General features: G+C 58.3%; 24 protein-coding genes and 1 pseudogene. 15 read left to right on the forward strand and 10 right to left on the reverse strand.

The genetic code is table 11. The features are described from left to right. Positions 1–269: 269 nt before the first annotated feature. The 8 genes and pseudogenes from ACOSDM_RS18605 to ACOSDM_RS18640 all read right to left on the reverse strand — a co-directional run bounded on the left by ACOSDM_RS18605 (position 270) and on the right by ACOSDM_RS18640 (position 7877). Positions 270–1227: pseudogene (locus ACOSDM_RS18605) on the reverse strand (IS630 family transposase). A 399-nt stretch (positions 1228–1626) separates the two neighbouring features. Beyond that, the gene (locus tag ACOSDM_RS18610; RefSeq protein ID WP_420726070.1) at positions 1627–2598 is read right to left on the reverse strand and encodes an alpha/beta hydrolase; all 972 of its coding nucleotides are present in this window, start codon (positions 2596–2598) and stop codon (positions 1627–1629) included. Further along, positions 2570–3586, reverse strand: coding sequence for a 2Fe-2S iron-sulfur cluster-binding protein (locus ACOSDM_RS18615; protein ID WP_420726071.1), 1017 nt, complete (start codon positions 3584–3586; stop codon positions 2570–2572). The genes ACOSDM_RS18610 and ACOSDM_RS18615 overlap by 29 nt, the downstream gene beginning before the upstream one ends. A 17-nt stretch (positions 3587–3603) precedes the next feature. After that, the gene (locus ACOSDM_RS18620) at positions 3604–4365 is read right to left on the reverse strand and encodes a Phenylacetic acid catabolic protein (RefSeq protein ID WP_420726072.1); all 762 of its coding nucleotides are present in this window, start codon (positions 4363–4365) and stop codon (positions 3604–3606) included. Positions 4366–4395: 30 nt separating this feature from the next. Next, positions 4396–5868, reverse strand: coding sequence for an aldehyde dehydrogenase family protein (locus tag ACOSDM_RS18625; RefSeq protein WP_420726073.1), 1473 nt, complete (start codon positions 5866–5868; stop codon positions 4396–4398). Between the two features lie 14 nt (positions 5869–5882). After that, the gene (locus tag ACOSDM_RS18630; protein WP_420726074.1) at positions 5883–7160 is read right to left on the reverse strand and encodes a thiolase family protein; all 1278 of its coding nucleotides are present in this window, start codon (positions 7158–7160) and stop codon (positions 5883–5885) included. Beyond that, a complete protein-coding gene (locus ACOSDM_RS18635) occupies positions 7094–7477 on the reverse strand; it encodes a MaoC family dehydratase (protein ID WP_290482092.1) in 384 nt (127 codons plus the stop codon). Before ACOSDM_RS18635 ends, ACOSDM_RS18630 begins: the two co-directional genes overlap by 67 nt. A 1-nt stretch (position 7478) precedes the next feature. Continuing rightward, the gene (locus tag ACOSDM_RS18640; protein WP_290482093.1) at positions 7479–7877 is read right to left on the reverse strand and encodes an FAS1-like dehydratase domain-containing protein; all 399 of its coding nucleotides are present in this window, start codon (positions 7875–7877) and stop codon (positions 7479–7481) included. A gap of 319 nt (positions 7878–8196) precedes the next feature. On the opposite strand from ACOSDM_RS18640, the gene ACOSDM_RS18645 reads away from it, so the two are divergent. From ACOSDM_RS18645 to ACOSDM_RS18710, 14 genes are all read left to right on the forward strand, one after another. Then, complete coding sequence (locus tag ACOSDM_RS18645; protein WP_420726075.1) at positions 8197–9780, forward strand: benzoate-CoA ligase family protein; 1584 nt, start codon at positions 8197–8199, stop codon at positions 9778–9780. Between the two features lie 115 nt (positions 9781–9895). Continuing rightward, positions 9896–11080 (forward strand): ABC transporter substrate-binding protein, encoded by a 1185-nt coding sequence (locus ACOSDM_RS18650; RefSeq protein ID WP_290482096.1) that lies wholly within the window; start codon positions 9896–9898, stop codon positions 11078–11080. Between the two features lie 85 nt (positions 11081–11165). Further along, entirely contained in the window at positions 11166–12047 is an 882-nt protein-coding gene (locus ACOSDM_RS18655; protein ID WP_290482097.1) for a branched-chain amino acid ABC transporter permease, read from the forward strand. Further along, entirely contained in the window at positions 12044–13012 is a 969-nt protein-coding gene (locus ACOSDM_RS18660; RefSeq protein WP_420726076.1) for a branched-chain amino acid ABC transporter permease, read from the forward strand. Before ACOSDM_RS18655 ends, ACOSDM_RS18660 begins: the two co-directional genes overlap by 4 nt. Continuing rightward, on the forward strand, positions 13009–13749 hold the full coding sequence (locus ACOSDM_RS18665) for an ABC transporter ATP-binding protein (protein ID WP_420726077.1): 741 nt from the start codon (positions 13009–13011) through the stop codon (positions 13747–13749). The genes ACOSDM_RS18660 and ACOSDM_RS18665 overlap by 4 nt, the downstream gene beginning before the upstream one ends. A 3-nt stretch (positions 13750–13752) precedes the next feature. Next, positions 13753–14463: an ABC transporter ATP-binding protein gene (locus ACOSDM_RS18670; protein WP_290482100.1), complete on the forward strand. Its 711-nt coding sequence runs from the start codon at positions 13753–13755 to the stop codon at positions 14461–14463. Between the two features lie 89 nt (positions 14464–14552). Next, positions 14553–15167, forward strand: coding sequence for a TetR family transcriptional regulator (locus ACOSDM_RS18675; RefSeq protein WP_420726078.1), 615 nt, complete (start codon positions 14553–14555; stop codon positions 15165–15167). 290 nt (positions 15168–15457) lie between these two features. Next, positions 15458–15715 (forward strand): WD40/YVTN/BNR-like repeat-containing protein, encoded by a 258-nt coding sequence (locus ACOSDM_RS18680; RefSeq protein WP_290482102.1) that lies wholly within the window; start codon positions 15458–15460, stop codon positions 15713–15715. Between the two features lie 11 nt (positions 15716–15726). Further along, a complete protein-coding gene (locus tag ACOSDM_RS18685) occupies positions 15727–16215 on the forward strand; it encodes a DUF411 domain-containing protein (protein ID WP_290482103.1) in 489 nt (162 codons plus the stop codon). Then, positions 16208–16345: a hypothetical protein gene (locus ACOSDM_RS18690; protein ID WP_420726079.1), complete on the forward strand. Its 138-nt coding sequence runs from the start codon at positions 16208–16210 to the stop codon at positions 16343–16345. Before ACOSDM_RS18685 ends, ACOSDM_RS18690 begins: the two co-directional genes overlap by 8 nt. A 130-nt stretch (positions 16346–16475) precedes the next feature. Further along, positions 16476–16799, forward strand: coding sequence for a hypothetical protein (locus tag ACOSDM_RS18695; RefSeq protein ID WP_290482105.1), 324 nt, complete (start codon positions 16476–16478; stop codon positions 16797–16799). Positions 16800–16818: 19 nt separating this feature from the next. After that, positions 16819–17619, forward strand: a complete 801-nt coding sequence (locus ACOSDM_RS18700; protein WP_290482106.1) for a DsbA family protein — start codon at positions 16819–16821, stop codon at positions 17617–17619. 30 nt (positions 17620–17649) lie between these two features. Continuing rightward, positions 17650–18390: a cytochrome c biogenesis CcdA family protein gene (locus tag ACOSDM_RS18705; RefSeq protein WP_290482107.1), complete on the forward strand. Its 741-nt coding sequence runs from the start codon at positions 17650–17652 to the stop codon at positions 18388–18390. A gap of 90 nt (positions 18391–18480) precedes the next feature. After that, the gene (locus ACOSDM_RS18710) at positions 18481–18684 is read left to right on the forward strand and encodes a hypothetical protein (protein ID WP_290482108.1); all 204 of its coding nucleotides are present in this window, start codon (positions 18481–18483) and stop codon (positions 18682–18684) included. 139 nt (positions 18685–18823) lie between these two features. On the opposite strand, the gene ACOSDM_RS18715 is transcribed toward ACOSDM_RS18710, so the two are convergent. Beyond that, positions 18824–19882: a DMT family transporter gene (locus ACOSDM_RS18715; protein WP_290482109.1), complete on the reverse strand. Its 1059-nt coding sequence runs from the start codon at positions 19880–19882 to the stop codon at positions 18824–18826. Continuing rightward, positions 19879–20337, reverse strand: a complete 459-nt coding sequence (locus ACOSDM_RS18720; RefSeq protein WP_290482110.1) for a MerR family transcriptional regulator — start codon at positions 20335–20337, stop codon at positions 19879–19881. The genes ACOSDM_RS18715 and ACOSDM_RS18720 overlap by 4 nt, the downstream gene beginning before the upstream one ends. A 69-nt stretch (positions 20338–20406) precedes the next feature. Here ACOSDM_RS18720 and ACOSDM_RS18725 point away from each other — a divergent pair, with 69 nt between their 5' ends. Next, positions 20407–22593, forward strand: a complete 2187-nt coding sequence (locus tag ACOSDM_RS18725; RefSeq protein ID WP_290482111.1) for a heavy metal translocating P-type ATPase — start codon at positions 20407–20409, stop codon at positions 22591–22593. The last annotated feature ends 19 nt before the right edge of the window (positions 22594–22612 follow it).

The raw sequence follows: 22612 nt of genomic DNA on the forward strand, positions 1-22612 counted from the left end.
GTTCGGCAATATTATCCGAACGCTGAAATCTCTATTGGTGACGGGCTGAATTATCTCGGATCGAGTGTCAACTATTCAGGTATTCTAAGTCCAGAGCGGGCACAACACGATCTCGGTTTCAGTGCCAGCACTGATCTTTCTTCGGCCATCGGAAAATACTACGAGGCGCTGTCCTAAGACTTGTTCGAACTGATTCATTCGGTTTTTGCTCTGACAAATGAAGCTGCAGGTATTGGGTTTCGACGCTTTAGAATTAGAGCATGATGATATTAGACGGGTTCATATCCGGCGTTTACGATGTAATTGCGGCATTCTGATGGGGCGATTGAGTTGAGGATGTCTCCCAGCGCGTTGCATAGATCGTCGGTGGACCGTTTCCTGGCTTTTCTGAGCCAGTGTTTGAGTTTGGAGAAAAGCTGCTCAATGGGAATGGGGTTCAGGTCGGGTGAGTATTTGGGCAGGAACAGGAGCCTTGCGCCGACGGCGCGGATGGCCTGACGGACCGCCTTGCTCTTGTGGGAGCCCAGATTGTCCATGATAACGATGTCGCCTGGCCGCAGGGTCGGAACGAGAACGCGCTCGACATAGAATCCGGAAGCGCTCACCATTGATCGGCCCGTCGATGAGCCAGGGTGCCGTAACCCCATCCTGGCGAAGGGCAGCCAGGAAAGTCATGGTCCGCCAATGTCCGTGCGGTGCCTTGCCCTCAAGCCGCTCGCCGCGCGGTGCCCAACCCCGCAGCGGTGCCATGTTGGTCTTGGTCCATGTCTCGTCGATGAAGACCAGCCGAGCCGGATCGATGCTGCCCTGACGGCTTATCCATCGCGCCCGCTGTCGGGCGACGTCCGGGCGGTCACGCTCGCTGGCGACCTGCGTCTTTTTTTATGCGTGAGCTCCTGCGCATGGACAAACGCCCAGACCGACCGGTAATCGACATCGAGCCCCCGTTCGCGGCCAGTTCGTCCACCAGCCCGCGCAGGGTGAAGTCGTCCGTGTATGGCAGCGCACGATCAACCAGTCCCGGTGCGCGCCGACAATCTTCGAAGGCTTGTAGCCGCCGATCCGATCCGGCGCAACGCTCCCGGTGTCACGATAGCGTCGCAGCCATTTGACCACCGTGCTAACGCCAACGCCGAACCGAAACGCCGCCTGGCGACGGGACTGCCCTTCATCCTCAACTGCCGAAACAACACGCTCACGAAGATCCATCGAATAGGGTCGCGTCATGGATACTGGCCTCCTTTCCCAGCATCCATGGTGAATCACTATTCGCAGATATAGGGAATCCCCTAATTCCGATTCCGTCTAAAATCATCACGCTCTAGCGCTTACGGACGATCCTCTTGGCATGATCCGTCATTTTGCCCACCGACCCAATACACTGGAGTATTGTGAGGCCAAGACGTCGGACGCTGCGCGGGATTATATTGTTGTTTAGGTGGCTGAGAAGGCCGAACAAATGGAGTGTACGGTTAAGACGGAAGAAAAAGTCGCTAATAACTTCTGTGACTTGGTCAGCCGAACGGCGATCTGGATGATTGAAGGGTGGAAACAGTGGCGGCGATAGATTGATCTGTGCATCTCAAATCAGCACCACAACTCACCGGCTAACGTAACATCGCCATCCTAACCACACCTCAATCGAGTTTCCTCTGCCAAAGCCTCAATAGTAGCTTTGTAACACAACTCGGGTTGTTCAAATTGAAGGAAATGTGTTGTCCTGGGGATACTACAATAGGGTAAGCATGCTTCTTCAGCCACGGCCCGGCAGATACTGGCTGACGGCAGTTGATTTTCCATTTCAGGATCGGCACCGATGATAGTTATTGGGGTTTCCTTTAGTGGCCGACAGAGCGCAGTCCAAACTGATAGATCATTATTCGTTTGATAAATATAGGCTTCGAACTCACGCGGGCAACAAAGCTCCCAGGAACCGGTCTGTGTATTCCTTCGTAGCGTTGCCTCGGCCAACTGTTCGGCCGCACCTGGTACCCAGCCCTGGAATTCCGGTCGCCGCTTAAACTGCTGGGCCAGAAGTGCTGGATTGTCATAGCGCGACGGCCGCCGGCTGGCGCGCCGGACCATATCGTGCATATGCGCGTCTTCGACCGGCTGTAGCGGATGACCGTGGCGCGGATAGATCGGCGGGTCGAATAGGATCAGGCCTTCCCATCGTCCCCGATAATGGTCCGCATGTTTCACGGCGGTCACGGCCGACAGCGAGTGAAATACTCCCACAACTGGCTTGCCGCCAAATTGCTCGTCGATAGCGTCCAGGATCTCCTCCATGTCGATCACAAAACGATTCCATCGATGACCAGCTGCTTCGTGCAGCGGGTTTTGGCCGTGATTGCGCATGTCGAACAACACAACATCGTAACTGTTCAGGAACTGGCGCCAGAATAAGACATACGCCTCAATCGCCAAGCCGTTTCCATGAGACATTACAAGTCGCGGTCCAGCGGGATTGCCGTACCTCCGCAGCCAGATTACCGCTCCATCAGACATCACTGCCTTATGCACCGCTGAAGGCGGTACAACGCTTTTCGAGCGAAGGTCGTCCTGGGGATCAGCGTTTTGCGGGCAGGAATTTATCATAAAATATATCTTCTTTTTCTATCCCTTTGGTGAGTAGAATGTCGATCGCGGCGTCGATCATCGGCGGAGGTCCACAGAGATAAGCCTCGGCTCCGAACACCTCGCTACCGAGTTCGCTGTCGAGTAGGTCCGTTACATTGCCCCGAAAGGCGTCAACACCAGTTTCGATCGGCTCGTCCGATAGAGCCGGAAAGAACTTGAAATCCGGAAGTGTCGACCGCCAACGGTCCGCGTCGTCGGTGCAATAAAGCGAATCCGAAGTACGGGCACCATAGAACAATCGGACGGGGCGGGTGTCTTTTCGACTGACTGCGGCATCCAAGATCGAGCGGATTGGCGCGAAACCAGTTCCTCCAGCCACGAAGATGGCCGGTCTGTGCGCATTGTCGCTTATCTTAAAATGGCCGAATGGACCGGTAATCTCCAAGAAATCGCCAACCCGAAGAACATCGCTCACAAAATTGCTAGCGATGCCATCTGGATGAAGCCGAATATGAAACCGAAGCATCTCGCTGTCTGGCGCGCTAGCTGCCGAAAAAGACCGCTTCACTCCATTGGTTCGGATCGTCCAGTCAAAGTATTGGCCCGGCTGAAATGAAATTGGAGACGGCGGCAATACCGCCACCTCCAGAATTTCGCGACCGTGCCAAGTTATCTCCTCAACTAAGGTATTAATGGTTTCGATGGCCGCGACGTTCTTATTGCTTTTCAGTGGCACGTCGAGTTCCAAGTTTGAGCGCGGGAAACACATGCAGGTCAGGATGTCGCCCTGTTGCCGATCCACATCGTTGAATATGGCCGGATCGGCGCCTGGGATTTCCTCGATTGAACCCGACATCAGCCGGGCGCGACATTCTCCGCATTCACCTGAGCGGCAGTTGTAAGGCACAGGCGCGCCAGTTGAGATGCACGCATCAAGAATAGTGGTGCTGGCGTCGCAGGAAGCGACGACATCGCTTCCCATGAAAGAAACGGAGAATGCGCTCACAATCTGATACCCCCTGTTTAGGCCGCCGCCGTTTCCTGGCGGTTATCGGCGGCCTCCAGGAAAGCGTCGAAGGAATCCGGGATGTCTGTGCCCCAGTCTTTGGTTATAAAAGCCCGTACTTGATCATAATAGGCCTGCTTCATTTCTCGGTTTGTCTGGGTTTTGATACCCCAGTAACGCAAACGGTCGTTGGTCGCCGACTGATCCGAACCAAAAGAGGCAATAGCAACCGGCAGCCATTTCCATACTGTGTGCCGGACAATCTTGGCCCCCTCTTCGCCCCTGGTCAGAAACTCCTTTATTCCGTCCATACCGAAACCGACATGGCCGTATTCCTCATTCAAGGTTTTTTGACTGGCTTCCCGGAATGGCTGATACGGGGATTTAATGAAGTGTCGAAACTGATGCGCGGCAGCCCGGTCGACCAGTGCCAAGAAGGCCATCTGATCCGCCCAAGTATCGATCGGCGTATCGAAGGTAGTAAGGTGTGCTTTTTCCGCGCATACTTCGCGCCAATCCAAACCTAGTTCGTCGAGAAGTTCGCGATAGCGGATGTGATGGCCGTATTCCTCCATTACCGTTTTTGCCATGCGCATTTTGTTGTTTGGATCCGGCGCACGGAGGATGCTTTCCTCAAACTTGTCCGCGCCGACTTCCTCGCTGACCACATGGATCGCAATCAAGTTGAGTTGCAATTCCTGAAATTCTTGATCCTGGGATAGAAAGTTGTCCAGAGTCACATTACCAATACCGGCTTCTCCAAAAACTTGATTTTGCATGATACGTCTCCTTCTTTCAGTACAATTTGGTTAATAGAAAGTGCGGTGCTTCCTACTGTTGTCGATGATCACGTTCTTTACCTGGGTAAAGGCGAGTAGGGTTTCGAAAGAATCCTCGCGTCCGAATCCGCTGGCCTTTGTCCCGCCAAATGCGGCACCGGAGGGGAATAGATTGTAGCAGTTCACCCAAACCCGGCCCGCCTCCACCGCCTGCGCCGTCCGGTGTGCTGTTCCGACATTCTCGGTCCAGATACCGGCCGCGAGGCCGTAGTCAAGATGATTGACGAGGCCGAGCATTTCTTCCTCCTCGTCCCACACATGGGTTGTGGCAACCGGACCGAAGATTTCGCGTGTGGCGAGGGTCGAAGCGTTATCAGTTTCCCCGAAAAGGGTCGGCTGAACGAACAGGCCGTTCGGATAGCCCGATATGTCCTGCACCGCTCCGCCCGTCAAAACTTCCGTCCCTTCAAGACGCCCCTTTTCAATAGCAGCGAGGATGCGGTCCAGATGTTCGCGGTACACGATGCAGCCCACATTGGTGGTTTTTTCGTATGGATCGCCGCAGCGCAGCATCGGAACAAGCGCCAATACTTTCTTCAACAGAGCGTCCTTAACCGAGCGGTGGACGAAGATTCTCGACCCGGAGGTGCAAACCTGCCCCTGATTGAGGAACGCGCCAAGCAGGACTCCCTGCGCTGCATTGTCCAAATCGGCATCGGGGAAGACGATCTGCGCATTCTTGCCGCCGAGTTCAAGCGTGACCTGCTTGGTGGACGTTGCCGCTGCAGCCATCACCCGGCGGCCTGTTTCGACCGAGCCTGTAATCGTGATCTTACGAATGTCCGGGTGGTTAACAAGCGCGTCACCTGTCGTTCTTCCCGGCCCGGTAACAACATTTACCAGACCAGCCGGCAACACCTCGCCCAGCAATCGCGCCAGTTCCAGCGTGGACAGCGGCGTATGTTCGGCGGGTTTGTAGACGACGGCGTTTCCCGCCGCGAGGGCCGGCGCGATCTTGCCGAGGAACATGTTGAGCGGAAAATTCCAAGCGCCGATAATGCCGATGACGCCGAGCGGTTCGCGCATGTTCATGCTCAACACATCGCTGGAAACCTGCTGCAGATTGCCCTCTAAGACACGGATTGCCCCTGCGTAGTAACGAAGACGGTCGACGGCCGTTCGCACATTTGCCAAGCTCTCACGCCAGGGCTTGCCCGTGTTCTGCGTCTCAAGCCAAGCGAAACGCTCCGCTTCCTCAAGGATACGGTCAGCAGCCTGCATCAGCGCAGCCTGCCGCTTGCGAGGGCCGCTCATGAACCAATTTGGCCAGGCCGCCTTTCCGGACATCACAGCGGCGGAGACATCGAATTCGTTCGCCTCGCTGACGCGACAGATCTTTTCCCCTGTAAGTGGGCTGAGTATCTCGCGCGTTTCACCGGAGGCAGACGTTTGCCAGTCGCCACCAATATACAATTGATAGGTATCTTGAATGGGAAACTTCATTTCCAACCCCTAAGTTAAATCTTTTCCAACAAATGAACCGTCGACACCGCCGAATCCGGTCCAAGCAGTCCGCCCGCCATCTGGGCCAAACCAATCCGCGCCCTATGGACCTGTCGCTTTCCGGCCTGCATCAACAACTGTTCGGAAATCTCAACAATCTGCGCAACCCCGGTTGCGCCGACCGGATGCCCGCGTGCGGTAAGCCCGCCGCTGACATTCACCGGTAGACGTCCACCGAGCGTCGTTTCACCCTGTTCAACAAGATCAATCGCCTCGCCTCGACCGCATAAGCCGAGTTCCTCGATATCAAAGAATTCCTGCGGCGCGGTCGGGTCATGTACTTCGGCGAGAGACACATCTTTGGGATTGATGCCGGCTTGCTCGAACGCGAGCTTGGCGGCCCGCGCCGTCGCGCTGCCAACCGCATCGGGGTTCGGCACGGCCGATGTCACTGCGGAGGCCGAAATTCGCACACCGCCATAACCGCGCCGGCGATACAACCGGTCCGATACCAGAACTACCGCCGCCGCACCGTCCACCAAGCCGCCACACATCGCCCGCGTCAGCGGTTCCAGAACGACCTGATCGGCCAGGATAACTTCCCAAGACATCGGCTCGCGCACCGCGGCCTTTTCGTTGAGCGAAGCATGGAACCGGTTTTTAGATGCGCAGAGCGCGAAGTGACGCGGCGTCGCACCGAAAGTTTCCATATAGTCCTGCGCCCGCTTCACATTGACGTCGATAAAGACTGACCGTCCCTCCGATCCAGGCTTATGATCGGTTGCCGTCGCTAGGGTCGTGAAGGGCAGGCGCCGATCCTCGTGTATCAGCTTCTCCGCCCCAAGCACGAGTACGCAATCGTACTGACCGTGGGCTATGGCGCTCCAGGCCAAATGCACCGCATCCGATCCACTGGAACAGGCGTTCTTAACCGTGTGCACCGGGACGCCGTTCAGCGGAAGGTCGCGCATAAGAACTTGGCCCAGTATCGACTCTTGACCTGTCAATGCACCACCGAAGGCGTTGCCGACAAAGACGGCCTGAATGTCGTCAAAGTCGTACCCGCTAGAGGCGATCGCATCACGAACCACAGGCCTGGCGATCATGCCGAGGGACTGCGTCGACTTCCGTCCGAAAGGACCGACACACCCCCCCGCCACCATGACGGGCACGACCGCCGAAGCTGTTGCGAACGCAGTTCTGTCGTTACTGGTCGTTGTTTCGCTCATTTCCATGTCGCGGTACCGACTGCCGTTACTGTGCCGTCGTCCTTTACTGCCGCGAGGGTGCATGTCACCAGACCGTCCGATGCAACGGAATCCACTTTAGCAGTCAGATGAAGATCCTCCTCCGGGAAAACTGGAGCCTTGAACGTAATGTCCAGGCTATTCAGGGGACCTGCCCGCCTCGTCAGGAGGCGCGCGAAATGCGCGGTGGTCATAGGTCCCTGTTGCAGTACATCTGGAAATCCCGCCGATTCCGCAAAAGCCTTGTCGGTGTGAATGGGGTTGGGGTCTTCCGTACCTTGCGAAAACAACGCGATCCGGTCGCGGGTAGCACCTTGAACGACAGTATCCAGAACTATGGCGCCGGTCGAAAAGCGTTCCATCTCATTCCCTCTCTATCAGCCGCGTGATTTCGGTCAGAACCCGCTGGCCGCGGATGTCGTCATAGGCAAACTCGATATCGGCGAACCAAACCCGTCCCGACTTGCCCTGTTTTTCAATGATACTTTTCACGCGGGCGGTTACTTGCAGGGTTTCGTCCCATTTAACCGGGCGCACCCAGTCGTAACGCTGGCCGCCATGCAGTGCCTTCTGCCGGGGAATATCCAGTTCCTCGAACAGATTCGCGCCGATGGACTCGCCACGCAGAAAGATCATGTAGGTGGGCGGCACGCTTTCCGGCACCCCCTCAACGCCGATACCTCGCGCGAACAGCTCCGCTAGGCGCCGGTCCGGCGCGACCGTATAGGGTGGGAACACCATCCCCTGTTTTTCGATATTCATTTAGGGTCTCCTAAAGTGAGATTTAATTAATTTACCATAGCGTAAATTTTGTCAATATAAAATTCTTAAATTTATTGATCTTCACCTATCTCATAAAGGACACGCACTACAGAGCTCAGTCACTTATCGATAGTTTTTTTCGCTTACCATATTGTAATATATAACATAATCAGGACTTATTGAACAGAAGGTGTAAGAAATTCGTATCACAGATAGATCGTAGAACAACCCTCTTGACAAAGTTTTTTATTTATATGTAAGTTTATTCAAGCGTAAAAAAATTAGAATAAGGTGATGGGAATAGGGAGGAGTTCTGATTATGCTCGCCACACTCAAAGGCAATGTTGTCGACTATATTTTCGATGGCCTGGACGACGAGGTCCTTGCCAAGCCCTGTCTAATCGCGGATGGGCGCGCGCACAGCTATGGCGACCTTCTGGAGCATATCGACCGCGCCGGGGATATTCTCCGCAGCCTCGGCGCCCGTCCAGGCGACCGGATTATGCTGTGTATGCGCGACGGGCTGGATTTCCCGGCCTTCTTCTTCGGCGCGATCAAAGAGGGCATCATCCCAGTCCCGCTCAACACCTATCTCACGACGAAGGATTACATCTATTACTTGAACGACAGCGGCTCACGGGTGCTGCTAGTCGAAGCGGATATCTTCGAGACAATGCTCCCCGCCATCGGCGAGTTGCGGAACAACCCGGCCATCATGACCGTCCGGGGCCGGATCGACGGGTATTCCTGTCTCGACGACCGGCGGGCCGATCCCACAGAGCCTCGCGGTACCTTCAATTGCGCACCTGATGACACCGCTTTTTGGCTCTACAGTTCCGGCAGCACCGGCAGCCCGAAGGGGGTCGTGCACACCCATCAGCATATGTTCTCGGCTTGCGAACTCTTCGGGCTGCCGATGCAGGGCATTTGCCAAGACGATGTCATCCTGTGTCCGCCGAAGATGTTCTTCGCCTATGGCTTAGGCAATCAGGTCTATTTCCCGCTGAAGGCTAAGGCGACAACGGTCTGTACTAGCGCACCGATCAAACCAGAAAGTGTTTGGCGGGAATGGATCACGCATCGCCCGACCGTCTTCATGGGTGTCCCAACCCTATTCTCTGGCATGATTGCCTATGCCGAGGAGCATCTGAGCGCGGCCGAGATCGCCGAGGCATGTTCCCGAACGCGGTTTTGCGTCAGTGGTGGCGAAGTCCTTCCGCCGACCCTGCTCAACCGCTGGCGGACACTGACCGGCCTAGACATCTTGGACGGCGTCGGCACGACCGAGATGACGCATATGTTCATCGTCAACCGGCCCGGTGCGGTCGTCCCCGGTTCCTGCGGCAAGCCCGTACCCGGGTTTGAGGCCGTGCTGCTGGGCGAGGACGGCAAACCCGTTTCGCAAGGCGAGATTGGCAGCCTGTTCGCCAAAGGCCCGACCGCGGCGTTGGAGTACTGGAACAAGCCGGAGAAGACGGCGGAGACAATGCGCGACGGCGGCGTCTTCACCGGCGACAAATATTACCAGGATACCGAAGGAAATCTGTTCTACGTCGGGCGCGGCGACGACATGCTGCGGATCGGAGCGATCTGGGTCTCGCCTACGGAAATCGAAAACATTATCACCGAGCATAGCGTCGTACAGGAATGTGCGATCGTCGGCGCACCGAACGCCGACGGTCTCGTTCGTCCCGCCGCCTACGTCGTGCTGCGCAAGACCGGGGAAGGGGTGTGCGCCTCCGCGGCCCTCGCGGAAGAGATCAAGGATTACGTCAAGAGCAAGCTACCCCGCTTCAAATGCCCAGCCCGGTTCGAATTCGTACCTGACCTGCCGAAGACGGCAACAGGCAAGATCCAGCGCTTCCGACTGCGGGAGCTGAGTTCAAAAATCGAGGCCGCGTAGTAGCGCAGATTGACGAATACCGTCTCACAAGAATGAGCCGGAAGTGGTGTCCGACGGATGACCCAAGCGGGTCGACGATGGAAGAGTGCTGACCAAAAACCCAAGGGAGGAAGAAATGTTCACAATCTCAAGACGCGGTTTTCTCGCGGCGGGCTCCGTGGCCGCCGCTGGGAGTATCATTCCGAATGTGTATCCGGCCTGGGCGGCGACGCCGCTCAAGCTAGGCCTGATTTTGCCCTTTTCGTCCGTCTATGCGAAACTGGGTGAAGAGATCGCCCAAGGTCTAGAACTCGCCTTGGCCGAGGAAGGAGGCACGGTTGCCGGTCGCTCCGTAGAAGTGATCAAACAGGACACCGAAGTCAATCCGAAGACGGCGATTCAGGGTGCCAATCGTTTGGTGAAGCAGGAAGCCGTCGACTTTCTCGTCGGTCCGGTTTCCAGCGCCGTCGCGGCAGCCATTCGCAATGTCGCGCATAACGGACGTACGCATCTGATCGTCGCCAATGCTGGCCATGACGGGCTGTCGCAGGGCCTGTGCTCGCCCTTCATTTACCGAACCTCCTTCTCCAATTGGCAGGTCAGCGCGCCGATGGGCACCTGGATGTACAAGCAAGGCATCCGCCGTGTGATGTTGGCGGCGTCGAATTATGCCGGCGGTACACTTATGCTGAAGCATTTCTCCGAGAGTTTCCAGGAGGCGGGCGGCGAGATCGCTGGCGAGGTTCTGCCGGACCTCAAGGAGATCCAATATGCGCCATTCCTGGAGCAGATCCGCAATTCCGGGGCCGAGGCAGTGTTCTGCTTCTTCGCCGGCAACGCTGCGGTGGAATTTGTCAAGCAGTACAGCCAGTTCGGCCTTCACGGTAATATCCCGCTTTACGGATGCGGTTTCCTGACGACCAGTGACGTCCGCCCGGCTCAAGGCGAGGCCTCCGAGGGCATTCGAACCACCCTTCACTATGCGGAAACCCTGGACAATCCGCAGAACACCGCCTTTCGGCAGGCTTTTCAGGACCGTTACGGCTCGGCACCGTCGCTTTATGCGGTTCAAGGCTACGACAGTGGCCGGGCGATCGTCGAGGCGCTTAAGACCACCGACGGCAACACCGAGGACAAAGAAGCTCTGTCCCGTGCTCTGGACGGTATCGCACTGGATAGCCCGCGTGGCCGAATGGCCTTCAGCCGGAACCACGATCCGGTGCAGGACATTTACGTCCTGGAGGTGCAGAACGGCCAGAATGTTGTGATCGACACGGCCGCCAAGAGCCTGACAACCCCGACCACCGACTGCACGCTCTGATACAGGCGGAAACCGGCCGCTCTCCCACTGTGTTAGGAGGGGGAGAGCGGCCGAATGTCTTCAATTCCGGTGAGGGATTTTCCAGATGGATGAGTTTCTCGTTTCGGCCTGTGTCCAGGTCTTGAACGGATTTCAGCTCGGCTTTCTCTATTTCATGTTCGCGATCGGGCTGTCCCTGATCCTGGGCGTTATGGGTGTCGTTAATCTGGCGCATGGCAGCTTCTACATGCTGGGCGCCTATCTCTTCTATGCGGGCCTGCAGGCCCGCATCCCACCAATCCTAAGCGTGCTGGCCGCATTAGCCGCCATCGTCGCGCTGTCGATGGCATCCGAGAAAACGATCTTCCGTTCTCTGCGCGACCGCAGCCATCTGGACCAAGTGCTACTGACCTATGGTCTAATCCTGATCGCCAACGAGGTGATCACCATGGTCTGGGGCCCGACCATCCGTTCTATCGACATCCCCGACGCCCTGTCCGGCAGCGTCTCAATCGGCTTCGACCGCGAATATCCGCTCTACAGGCTACTTGTCTCCGTTGTCGGGATCGTTGTCGGAATCAGCGTTTGGCTGCTGCTGTCCTTTACCCGGATCGGTATCCAGGTCCGCGCTGGCGTCTTCGACCGCGAGATGACCTCGGCGCTGGGCGTCGACGTCAACCTCGTCTCCCTGCTTGTCTTCGGTTTCGGCATCGTGCTGGCGGCCTTCGCGGGCATCGTCGCAGCGCCGATCCTGTCATTGTATCCCGGCATGGGCGAGACTATCCTGATCCCGGCGATCATGGTCGTCATCCTGGGCGGGCTCGGCTCGCTAAAGGGTGCCTTTGTTGCCAGCATCCTCGTCGGCATGGTGGAAACAATTGGTCGGGTAACTCTGCCCGAACTCAGCAATGTCGTGATCTATCTGGTTGTGGCCGCAATCCTGTATCTGCGGCCCGAAGGCCTCTTCGGCGCGAGGATCAGCAAATGAACTCCCCTCGATATCTCATCCCAGGCGGGGCGCTCACCGTCCTGATCGTCCTGCCGTTTCTCGTCTCGCCCTTCCACATGGACTTGGCGATCCGTATTCTGATCTTGGCACTGCTGGCGCTCAGCCTAGATTTACTTGTCGGCCATGCCAAGATGATTAGCCTGGGCCACGCAGCCTTCTTCGGCATCGGCGCCTATACCATGGCGCTTCTCGTCGATAAGGGTGGCATCGCGCCACTCTTCGCCGTGCCGTTATCCGTTCTCGGTGCCATGGTCGCCGCTGCATTGGTCGGCTTTCTGGCGGTGCGAACATGGGGCATCTATTTCGTGCTGATCACTCTCGCCTTCTCGCAGGCTTTTTACTATTTGGTCCACGATAGCACTTTCACAGGCGGCTCAGACGGGGTCGTGCTGATGGAGCGTGGCAGCTACGATCTCTTCGGCATCGCAATTCTGAACCTGGACAACGAGCGGCAGTTCTACTTTTTCGTGCTGGCACTCATCGCCGCGTTCATAGCCTTTCTCTTTGTCCTGATCCGCTCCCCCTTTGGACAGATTGTCAAGGGGATCGGCTTGAACGCGCCCCGGCTGGAATCTGTAGGCTTCGACAGTAAGACCTATGCGCTCACAGCTTTCGTTATCGCGGGCGGTGGCGCCGGCCTTGCTGGATATCTATTCGCCTTGCATCAGATGTTCGCGGATCCGACGCTCCTGTCCTGGCACATGTCGGGGCAGATCCTCATCATGTTGGTGCTCGGCGGCAGCGGTACTCTCGTCGGCCCAGTTCTCGGCGCTGTGCTCATCACGCTGCTGGAAGAGTATCTCGGCACTTACACATCTAATTGGAAGTTCTTCCTTGGTATTATGCTTGTCCTCTTTGTCCTTAGGGTGCGCGGCGGCGCTTGGCCATGGATAGCTGCAAGGGCAGAGAACTTGAAACGACGTGACGGGGAGGCGCGGCCATGAGCGCAGTTCTCGTCGCCGATCGGCTGACCCGTCGCTACGGCGGGTTGACCGCGATCAATTCGGTCTGCTGGACGCTCGAGCAGGGGGAGATCCACGCGGTCATCGGGCCGAATGGGGCAGGTAAAACCACCTTCCTCAACCTCCTGTCCGGCGTTACCCGACCTGACGGCGGAACGATCGAGGTCGTGGGCAAACGGCTAGAGGGGAGACCCGCTCATGTCTTCGCCCGGCACGGCGTCGGTCGGTCCTTCCAGCGCACCAACATCTTCGATTCCATGACTGCACAAGAGAATGTGAAGACCGCCGCTCTCGTGCATCTCGACCATGCCTTCCGTTTCGTGAAGCCCTTCGCCGCCTACCGTCGCTTGGAGGAAGAAGCCGAACGCGCCCTATCCCTGGTCGGACTACAGGAACGTTGTCACGTTCAGGCACGCGCGCTGAGTTACGGCGAACAGCGCATGCTGGAGATCGCTATGGTCCTTGCCACCCGTCCCTCCATCGTGCTGCTCGACGAACCGATGTCGGGTATCGGCTATGACGAGACACGCCGCGTCACCGAATTGATTGCTGGCCTGAAGCACGATCATTCCGTCATCCTTATCGAACACGATCTCAGCGCCGTCTTCTCGCTGGCAGATCGACTAACCGTACTTGTCAACGGGACGGTCGCCGCTTGCGGCTCGGTTGAAGAGGTCCGGGCCGACAAGGCGGTTCAAGAAGCCTATTTGGGAGAATAGCCGGTGACGCTCCACATCGATAACATCCATACCTCTTACGGGCATGTCAAAGTCCTGCATGGCGTGTCCCTGAAGATCGGAGAAGGCCAGATCGTAACCCTGCTCGGCCGCAATGGTATGGGCAAGACGACGACGATCCGCTCGATCATGGGTTTGACCACGACCGCGCAAGGGGAAATCACCTTCCGGGGTACAGCGCTTACCGGCAAGACGCCTTACAGCATCGCGCGGTTAGGTATCGGCCTAGTGCCGGAAGGTCGACGCATTTTCCCGACACTGACGGTTGAGGAGAATCTGTTGCTCGCCCAGCGCAGCCTACCCGATGCCTCACCGAGTAAAGTCTGGAAGTTGGAGGATTGCTACCGACTTTTCCCCCGCCTGAGAGAGAGGCGGAACAATTGGGGCGACCATCTGTCGGGCGGGGAACAGCAGATGCTGGCGATCGCGCGCGCCATGATGCTGAACCCCAGCCTCTTGATTCTCGACGAAGCAACCGAGGGTCTAGCGCCGATCATCCGTCAAGAAGTCTGGAAGGGCATCAAGTCGATCTGCAGCAGAGGAATTTCCGCCCTGGTTGTCGACAAACACTTGTCCGACCTAATGGCTATTGCTTCCTACAATTATATCTTGGAGAATGGGCTCGTTGTCTTTGACGGTACCACCGAGGCGCTACAATCCGACTTGGCAGTCCAATCACGATATCTCGGAGTCTAGGGAGAGCGGGTTGATTTTGATCTTTCGCTAGATATACTCGCGCCCAAACAGTCGCAGATACCCTATATTTGAAAGAATTTGGCAAGCATATGGCACCGAATGCGCCCAAGAAAACAACTCGCAAATCCATGGTGCGCCGAAATCAGATTTTACAATCCGCGATTGTCCTGTTCGATCAGCGCGGATATTCATCCACTTCCCTTGACGACATCGCAAAGGACGTCGGCTTTACGCGCGAGGGCGTCTACTATTATTTCAAGAACCGCTCTGAAATTCTCTACGAAATCATTGAACCTCAAAGTGCATCGCTGCTGTTCGGACTTAAGGAAATTGTAGAGGATGATGCATTGAGCTATGAGGAGAAACTGCGCGGCGCGGTGCGCAATCACCTCGCCCGGTTCGACCGCTACTGCTTGGAAATGACAGTCTGCCTGCGCGACGGTCTGGTTGATGTGGATTCCGACGTGCGTAAAAAGATGATGTTGTTCTGGAAACATTACGAAGCCATGTGGTGCGACCTAATTAAAGCAGGTCAGCATGACGGCAGTTTCCGCGAGATCGGCGACCCTAAACTACTCGCATTCGGCATTCTCGGCATGTGTAACTGGATGGCCCGTTGGTATGATCAAGGCGGTCCATTTACGGTCGAGAAGATCATCGAATGCTTTTGTGAGTTGACTATGGGGGGCATAAAATCCCCATAGCCACGATATGACTTTCCCCTGATGAGAATTTACACCAAAGGTCAAATAGCCCTTTAATTAAGTTCAGTCCGACGGCTTCGTGAAGGGGGGCGCTGTCGAATATTCTCTTGACTTCGTGCGGTTCGACATTCTCACGTGCCTTCGATACTGTTTATCTCTAACTGTGTAACAAGTGTTGTGTAGCAGCAATCTACATACATGTTTCGATCAAGCGGTGAATTGGACTTGGACTTGGACTTGTAACGGTTTGGTTCCGGTCACTTGTCTCGGGGAAACTGGCTCCGTCAGAGGTGCCTCTTCCTGAAGACGAGACGATCAACGCGTTGGTCAGCGCGGCTTCGCTGCCCACTCGGCTTTACGCCGCTTTGCCTTCGGGAATCTGGGAATCGCAGGATGCCGGAGTCGTGTGGTCGCAACGGTCGAGCGCAAGCGCGCTGGCCGTCGCTGTCCATCCCACCAATGCCGATCATGTCGTCGCCGTCACCGGCAACGGCCTTTTTGAGAGCCGCGATGGCGGCGCGAATTGGACCGCGCTCGCACGCGCATAATGGAGAATATCATGAACAAGAACACAATTGCCGTCGCCGTCATCGCCGTGGCTGCCGCTGTCGGTATCGCCTACTGGTCGCTGGGCTCGGCGAACTCGCCTCTGCAAGGTTCCGCCATCGCGGCAGCCTCAGGCAGCAAGGCGATCACCATCTGGCGCGATCCGGGCTGCGGTTGCTGCGATGCCTATGCCGACTATCTGGAAGGCAACGGCTACATGGTGACGCGCGTCGATGATCGCGATTTTGACAAGCGCTCGGTTGACATGGGTGTTCCCGAGAGGGGTATCGGGTGCCACCTTGCCGAGATCGACGGCTACGTCGTGAGCGGCCTCGTACCTGTGGAGATCATCGAGCGGCTGGTCAGTGACCGCCCTGACATCACCGGGATCACACTGCCCGGTATGCCGGGGAACGCTCCCGGTATGGCACGCGAAAAGACCGGCACCTTGAAGACCTACGCGTTCGGCGAGGGCGGGGTCTCCGTTTATTCCGATGAATGAGTTCATGGGCGGAATGGACGGCTTCATGGGTTGGATGATGGTCGGCAGCGGTCTCGTAGTGCTTCTGGTCCTTGCTGTCCTGATCCTCGGCCTCCTGGCGCTGGTGAAATATCTGCGGGGACCGCAATGAGGCGCAACGCGGTCCTCCTTTCCGCTGTCGCTGTTGCGTGCCTGGCGGCCATCGCCTCGTTTGCGCAAGTGCAGGGTGGCAATGTGCGAGCGGAGGACGTGAACAGGTGAATGTTTCGCCAATGAGGCAAATGGTCACGTTCGTAACCGTTCACGATGCTGACGCGTCAATCGAAGCACCGTGGGACGAGGCGAACTGGCGGCTCGTGATCCCATCGGACGACGAGACAACTGCCGTTGCAGCGGATCGATTTGCCGTGCTGAGTGGCCGTAGCCAGGAGTTGCCGATGGCGCATGTCATCGACCGCAACGGACGGCATGCCGGAATCTTTCATGGTTCCGATTTCAGCAAGACAAATCTGACCCTCTACATCAACGGGCTCACCAACAACGCGCATGCGCCAAAGCCGCCTACCGAAAAGGGGTGGTGGGAATGGCTGACGGACTGGTTCTGAAAGGCGGGAGAAAAGAAACATGCACCATCTGAACTTCACGAGCCGACGCCTCGGCTTTCTCCTCCTGCCCCTGCTGCTGATTATCGCGGCGGGCGCCTGGTATCTGCTCGATCCAGGGTTCAGGGCAGGCCGGCAACCCACGACCGCGTCGGCGAACCTGCCGCAGGACACGTTCGAGCGGCGGGTGCGCGACTATCTTGTCGCCAGCCCTGAAGTCATCGTCGAGGCCATGCAGAACCTCGAACGGAAGCAACGGGAGGCGGAACAGACGGAAGCTCAGGCGGCCCTTACTGCGCACCGTGACGAATTGCTCAACAGCCCCGAAAGCCCGGTCGGCGGCAATCCGCAAGGCGACGTGACCCTGGTCGAGTTCTTCGACTACAATTGCCCCTATTGCCGGCAGGTCGCGCCCTCGATGGTGGCGGCCGAAGACGGCGATCCCCAATTGCGGATCGTCTACAAGGAGTTTCCCATTCTGGGGCCGAATTCCGTGTTCGCGGCAAGGGCAGCGCTCGCGGCCCGCAACCAGAACCTCTATCCACAGTTCCACAAGGCGATGATGCAGGCGTCGGGCTCTGCCGACGAAGCGCAGGTCGTCGCTGTCGCCGAAGAGATCGGCCTTGATGTCGACCAACTCCGGACCGACATGCAAGATCCCACGATCGACGCCGAGATCGAGCTCAATCTTGCTCTCGCCCGGGCACTACGGATCAACGGTACGCCGGGCTTCGTCATCGGAGACGAGATCCTGCGCGGCGCTACCGACTTGCAAACCATGCATCGGCTGATCGACCAGGCCCGGAAGGATCAGAATCGATGAAGCCGGAGTCGCCTCTGAAAGTTTATCCAAATGCCTGAACTCTCCAATATCGGGATCCTCAGCGCCTTCCTGGCCGGCATTATCTCGTTCCTGTCGCCCTGCGTGCTGCCGTTGGTGCCGGGATACGTTTCCTATGTCGCCGGCCGATCAACTTTTGCTTCGCCCTCCGGTGAGATCGCTGTCGCCCGAAGCATGACGCTCGGCCTGAGCCTCTGTTTCGTGCTCGGTTTCACCACGGTATTCGTGATCCTCGGAGCCAGTGCCTCGGCGCTTGGCCAGTTGCTGCTCAGTTACCGGTTCGAGTTGAACATCGTCGGGGGCGGGATCGTCACGCTGTTCGGGCTGTTCATGCTCGGAACGATCCGCCCGGCATGGATGATGCGCGAGGCACGCTTCCACATCGATCTGCCCGGCGGACGCACCGTCTCGGCCTATGTCCTCGGCTTGGCCTTCGCGTTTGGCTGGACACCGTGCATTGGCCCGATCCTCGGCGCCATTCTGACGGTCGGCGCCGCGTCGGCGACACTCGCCGATGGTATTGCGCTGCTCACGATCTATTCGCTGGGTCTCGGCGTGCCATTCCTGCTTGCCGCGCTGTTCACCGATACGCTATCCGCCAAGTTGAAGGCATTTGGGCGCCTCGGACGCTGTCTGAGAGTGCTGGCCGGAGTGGTGATGATCGCGATGGGCGTTGCCATGATGACGGGATATCTCTCCACGTTCGCCTTCTGGCTTTTGGAGACCTTTCCGATACTGTCTTCGATCGGCTGAGTTCGACCGGGGGAGAGTTGAAGAAATCGTGATTTGACCTTGCTCTTGCTGGATAGCGCAGGCTTGCATCTAGGCAAGGAGAAGACGGCGATGACCTCGAATGCCGAGCAGTTGGAGTGTGATATCCTGCGCGTCTTCAGGTGTGCCTGCCAGCAAGACCGACCGGACATCGCCGAATTCATGCTCGCAGCGCTCGAGAAACTCGATCGCGATAGGCCGGTATGTGAGCAGGAACATCGCGCCCTGAACGATGCCTACCGGGAGATTGCTGGCATCGGTATGTCGCCGCGGTAGCCACACTACGTCAGCTATTTGTTCTTGTGCCCCTGATTCCGATCAGGGCATTCCCGACTTTCGACCGAACGGATCGTTCGATCGAGTAGGAGCCGAATTCAGGCCGCGGGCGTCGGGAGCACCGTGACGGCGGGGACCATCAGCCGTGCCCGTGCCGATGATGCAGGTCGGGGTAGTGCGGGTGGCGGTGGCGCAAGGGTTGATGCCGATGCCTGTGCGAATGCGGTTCGCTCACCGGTCCATCATGGTCATGTTGATGATGTGCGTCATGAACATGAAGATGATCATGCTCCAGAGTTTCGTGAACGTGCTCGTGGTCGTGCCGTTCTGCCAGATGGAGATAGAGCCCCAAGGTCATCAGCACACCGGCCGCCAGGAGTTGCAGCGTCAGCGGCTCGTGCAGGAAGATGATAGCCAACAGCGCACCGATGAACGGCGCCAGCGAAAAATAGGCCCCGGTCCGGGCGGTGCCGAGATGGCGTAGCCCCAGCATGAACATCACAAGGCTGACGCCGACTCCGAAAAATCCGGTCAGGGCGCCGGATGCAATGATACTCGCGCTCGGAAGGACGGCACCCGAAGCCAGGGCGAGGACGAGGTTCACGGTCCCGGCCACGAGTCCTTTGAGCATGGCGATCTGGACAGGATCCGCCGAGGACAGTTTGCGGGTCAGATTGTTGTCGATGCCCCAACTCAGGCACGCTGCCGTGATGAAGAGGCTTCCGGTGTCGAAGCGCAGGCCGGTTCCGGACCAGGACAGCAGGACGGCTCCGGCAAGGATCGCGCCCGCTCCGAGGATCAGTCGTCGATCGACGTTTTCACGAAAGACGACCCAGGCGATTGCCATCGTGGCCAGCCCCTCGAGATTGAGCAGCAGTGACCCCGATGATGCGGTCGTCTGGGACAGGCCGAGCATCAGAAAAAGTGGTCCGATCATGCCGCCGAAGACGATGACCGCCGCCAGCCACGGCCAGTCCGCTCGGTGGAGCGGTGCCTCGAGATTCTCGATCCCAACGAACGAGCGCCCCCATTGCATGATCGCAAGGCCCGCTCCGGCCCCGAGATAGAGGATGCCTGCGAGCAGCCAGGGATCGATCGATCCCATGAGCAGCTTGGAGAGCGGTGCGGAGGTGCCGAAAAGAACGGCCGAGCCGAGGGCGAGCGGTACGCCCGGCCAAAGATGAGATGCCTTGATCATCCTCGAACATTCGCCGATAGAGGGGTAGTCTGTAACGATCGGTGTTCCGATCGGCAATGTCCGTGGTCGGCCAGCACCTCGATGATCCGGCAATCGCAGACGCGGCCGCGACCGCACTCGCTGATCATGCGCGCCAGCTCGGCCTTCAACGTTGTCAGGCTGGCGATCCGGCGGTCGATTTCGATCAGGTGGCTGTTGGCGATGCTGTCGACCTTGTGACACGAGGACTGTGGCTGCTCTGACATGGCCAGCAATTCCCGGATGTTTTCGATCTCAAAGCCCAACTCGCGGGAATGCCGGATGAAGTTCAGGCGGTCGACCTCGGCTTGCCCATAGAGGCGCCGGTTGCTGTCGGTGCGCGGTGCCGCGGGCAGCAACCCGATCTGCTCATAGTACCGAATAGTCGGCACCTTGACTGCGGTGCGACGCGAGAGTTCGCCAATCGGAAAAGCCATGGAATACCTCTTGATCCTCTAGTGGCTAGAGGGTTTAGCATGGCGCGGTATCGAATGGAAGGACCGAAGATGGCAGAACCGATCAAGACCAAATACCGCGTCGGAGGAATGGACTGCGCGGCATGTGCGAGCAAGATCGAGACTGCGGTAAGCCGGATCCCGGGCGTTTCCGAAGTCGGTGCCAGCTATACCGCCGGCACGTTGAACGTGATCCATGACGCGGTTCAGTTCAGCGCCATCCAAAGCGCCGTCAAATCGCTGGGCTACAGCATCTCGCTGGACGGTCCCGCACCGCGGGCAGGGGTCGATGAGACCCTTGATCATGGCCGCGAGCACGGTGCTGGTCACCTCGATCTCGGCGACGGCCCTTGGTGGAGGACACGCAAGGCGATACTTACCCTGGCCTGCGGCCTTGCGCTGATCGTGGCCTATCTGGCCGGACGGCTTGTGCCCGATACCGGTCATTTCGCATTCCTGGCAGCGCTGCTCGTCGGCTTGATACCGATCGGGCGGCGTGCACTGGCCGGCGCCATGGCTGGTACGCCGTTCTCCATCGAATCCCTGATGACCATTGCCGCCACCGGAGCTGTCATCATCGGCGCGACCGAGGAAGCGGCGACGGTGGTCTTGCTGTTCCTTGTCGGTGAACTGCTCGAAGGTGTGGCCGCGGGCCGCGCCCGCGCCAGCATCAAGGGGCTGGCCGATCTGGTGCCCAAAACGGCGCTCCTCGTCGAAGGCGATCAGACCCGTGAAGTACCGGCAGCAGGCCTCGCAGTGAACGCGATCGTCATGGTGCGTCCCGGAGACCGGATACCTGCCGATGGCGACATCGTCGAAGGGCACAGCGCGATCGACGAATCCCCTGTCACCGGTGAGAGCGTGGCCAAATCCAAGCAGGTGGGCGATCAGGTGTTCGCAGGCACGATCAATACCGATGCCGTCCTCAAGGTGCGGGTCACGGCGAGCGCGAGCGACAATACCATCGCGCGGGTCGTGCGGCTGGTCGAGGAAGCCCAGGAGAGCAAGGCGCCGACAGCCCGTTTCATAGATCGTTTCTCGACCTACTACACACCCGGCGTGCTCGTCGTCAGTGCCCTGGTGGCGATTGTACCTCCTCTCCTGTTCGGGCAGGCGTGGAGCGAATGGGTCTACAAGGGCCTCGCGATCCTGCTGATCGGGTGCCCATGTGCCCTCGTCATCTCGACGCCGGCCGCAATCGCCGCCGCGTTGTCGGCTGGCGCGCGCCAGGGCCTGCTCCTCAAGGGCGGCGCGGTGCTCGAACGCCTGCGTTCGATTTCGACGGTCGCGCTCGACAAGACCGGAACACTCACCGAAGGCAAGCCACAGGTGACAGACATCATTGGGGTCGGCCGTTCGCAGAGCAAAGTGCTGTCGCTTGCGGCTGCGCTCGAGACGGGATCGAGCCATCCGCTGGCAATTGCAATTCTTGCCAGGGCACAAACCGACAAGGCGCCGATTCCACCCGCTGCATCAGCCGGGGCCATCGCCGGCAAGGGGGTCTCGGGTAAGGTCGGCGGCGAGGACGTATTCCTTGCATCGCCCGCGGCTGCAGCGGGACGTGCCATGATCGAGCCGGAACTGCAGGCAGTGATCGACGGGTTCAATGACGACGGCAAGACCGTTTCCGTTCTCGTTGTCGGTTCAGAAGTCGCCGGCATACTGGCGATACGCGATGAACCTCGTACCGACGCTCAGGCCGGCCTTCATGCGCTCAAGGCCGCCGGCGTCGGTGTCGTCATGCTGACCGGCGACAACGCGCGGACCGCTCGGGCAATCGGCGCGAAGCTCGGCATCGAGGTTCGGGCCGGCCTGTTGCCCGAGGACAAACAGCGCATCGTTCGCGAGTTGCAGTCCGAGGGCAAAGTGGTGGCCAAGGTCGGCGACGGTATCAACGACGCTCCGGCGCTGGCGGCGGCAGATATCGGCATCGCCATGGGTGGCGGCGCGGACGTCGCGCTGGAAACCGCCGACGCCGCGGTGCTGCATGCTCGCGTGCTCGACATCGCCGGAATGATCGACCTGTCCAAGGCGACCATGGCCAACATTTGGCAGAACATCGCGGTCTCCCTTGGTCTCAAGGCCGCCTTTTTCGTGACCACCATCGTGGGTATAACCGGGCTCTGGCCGGCCATCCTGGCCGATACCGGTGCAACGGTGCTTGTCACCCTCAACGCGATGCGCCTGTTGGGTTGGGGCGTTCGCCGCCTCCCTACCGCCACTGCTGCGGCAACCTAGGCATGCTGTGACCGCGCTG

This window comes from Hwanghaeella sp. LZ110 (genome assembly GCF_048892525.1).
GTDB lineage: Bacteria > Pseudomonadota > Alphaproteobacteria > UBA8366 > Aestuariispiraceae > Pacificispira.

What these genes read in the sequence shown, in the direction of transcription:
- ACOSDM_RS18610 (WP_420726070.1), bottom strand. Translation starts at nt 2,598, where the DNA reads ATGATAAATTCCTGCCCGCAAAACGCTGATCCCCAGGACGACCTTCGC.
- ACOSDM_RS18620 (WP_420726072.1), bottom strand. Translation starts at nt 4,365, where the DNA reads ATGCAAAATCAAGTTTTTGGAGAAGCCGGTATTGGTAATGTGACTCTG.
- ACOSDM_RS18625 (WP_420726073.1), bottom strand. Translation starts at nt 5,868, where the DNA reads ATGAAGTTTCCCATTCAAGATACCTATCAATTGTATATTGGTGGCGAC.
- ACOSDM_RS18630 (WP_420726074.1), bottom strand. Translation starts at nt 7,160, where the DNA reads ATGCACCCTCGCGGCAGTAAAGGACGACGGCACAGTAACGGCAGTCGG.
- ACOSDM_RS18635 (WP_290482092.1), bottom strand. Translation starts at nt 7,477, where the DNA reads ATGGAACGCTTTTCGACCGGCGCCATAGTTCTGGATACTGTCGTTCAA.
- ACOSDM_RS18640 (WP_290482093.1), bottom strand. Translation starts at nt 7,877, where the DNA reads ATGAATATCGAAAAACAGGGGATGGTGTTCCCACCCTATACGGTCGCG.
- ACOSDM_RS18645 (WP_420726075.1), top strand. Translation starts at nt 8,197, where the DNA reads ATGCTCGCCACACTCAAAGGCAATGTTGTCGACTATATTTTCGATGGC.
- ACOSDM_RS18650 (WP_290482096.1), top strand. Translation starts at nt 9,896, where the DNA reads ATGTTCACAATCTCAAGACGCGGTTTTCTCGCGGCGGGCTCCGTGGCC.
- ACOSDM_RS18655 (WP_290482097.1), top strand. Translation starts at nt 11,166, where the DNA reads ATGGATGAGTTTCTCGTTTCGGCCTGTGTCCAGGTCTTGAACGGATTT.
- ACOSDM_RS18660 (WP_420726076.1), top strand. Translation starts at nt 12,044, where the DNA reads ATGAACTCCCCTCGATATCTCATCCCAGGCGGGGCGCTCACCGTCCTG.
- ACOSDM_RS18665 (WP_420726077.1), top strand. Translation starts at nt 13,009, where the DNA reads ATGAGCGCAGTTCTCGTCGCCGATCGGCTGACCCGTCGCTACGGCGGG.
- ACOSDM_RS18675 (WP_420726078.1), top strand. Translation starts at nt 14,553, where the DNA reads ATGGCACCGAATGCGCCCAAGAAAACAACTCGCAAATCCATGGTGCGC.
- ACOSDM_RS18685 (WP_290482103.1), top strand. Translation starts at nt 15,727, where the DNA reads ATGAACAAGAACACAATTGCCGTCGCCGTCATCGCCGTGGCTGCCGCT.
- ACOSDM_RS18690 (WP_420726079.1), top strand. Translation starts at nt 16,208, where the DNA reads ATGAATGAGTTCATGGGCGGAATGGACGGCTTCATGGGTTGGATGATG.
- ACOSDM_RS18695 (WP_290482105.1), top strand. Translation starts at nt 16,476, where the DNA reads ATGGTCACGTTCGTAACCGTTCACGATGCTGACGCGTCAATCGAAGCA.
- ACOSDM_RS18700 (WP_290482106.1), top strand. Translation starts at nt 16,819, where the DNA reads ATGCACCATCTGAACTTCACGAGCCGACGCCTCGGCTTTCTCCTCCTG.
- ACOSDM_RS18705 (WP_290482107.1), top strand. Translation starts at nt 17,650, where the DNA reads ATGCCTGAACTCTCCAATATCGGGATCCTCAGCGCCTTCCTGGCCGGC.
- ACOSDM_RS18710 (WP_290482108.1), top strand. Translation starts at nt 18,481, where the DNA reads ATGACCTCGAATGCCGAGCAGTTGGAGTGTGATATCCTGCGCGTCTTC.
- ACOSDM_RS18715 (WP_290482109.1), bottom strand. Translation starts at nt 19,882, where the DNA reads ATGATCAAGGCATCTCATCTTTGGCCGGGCGTACCGCTCGCCCTCGGC.
- ACOSDM_RS18720 (WP_290482110.1), bottom strand. Translation starts at nt 20,337, where the DNA reads ATGGCTTTTCCGATTGGCGAACTCTCGCGTCGCACCGCAGTCAAGGTG.
- ACOSDM_RS18725 (WP_290482111.1), top strand. Translation starts at nt 20,407, where the DNA reads ATGGCAGAACCGATCAAGACCAAATACCGCGTCGGAGGAATGGACTGC.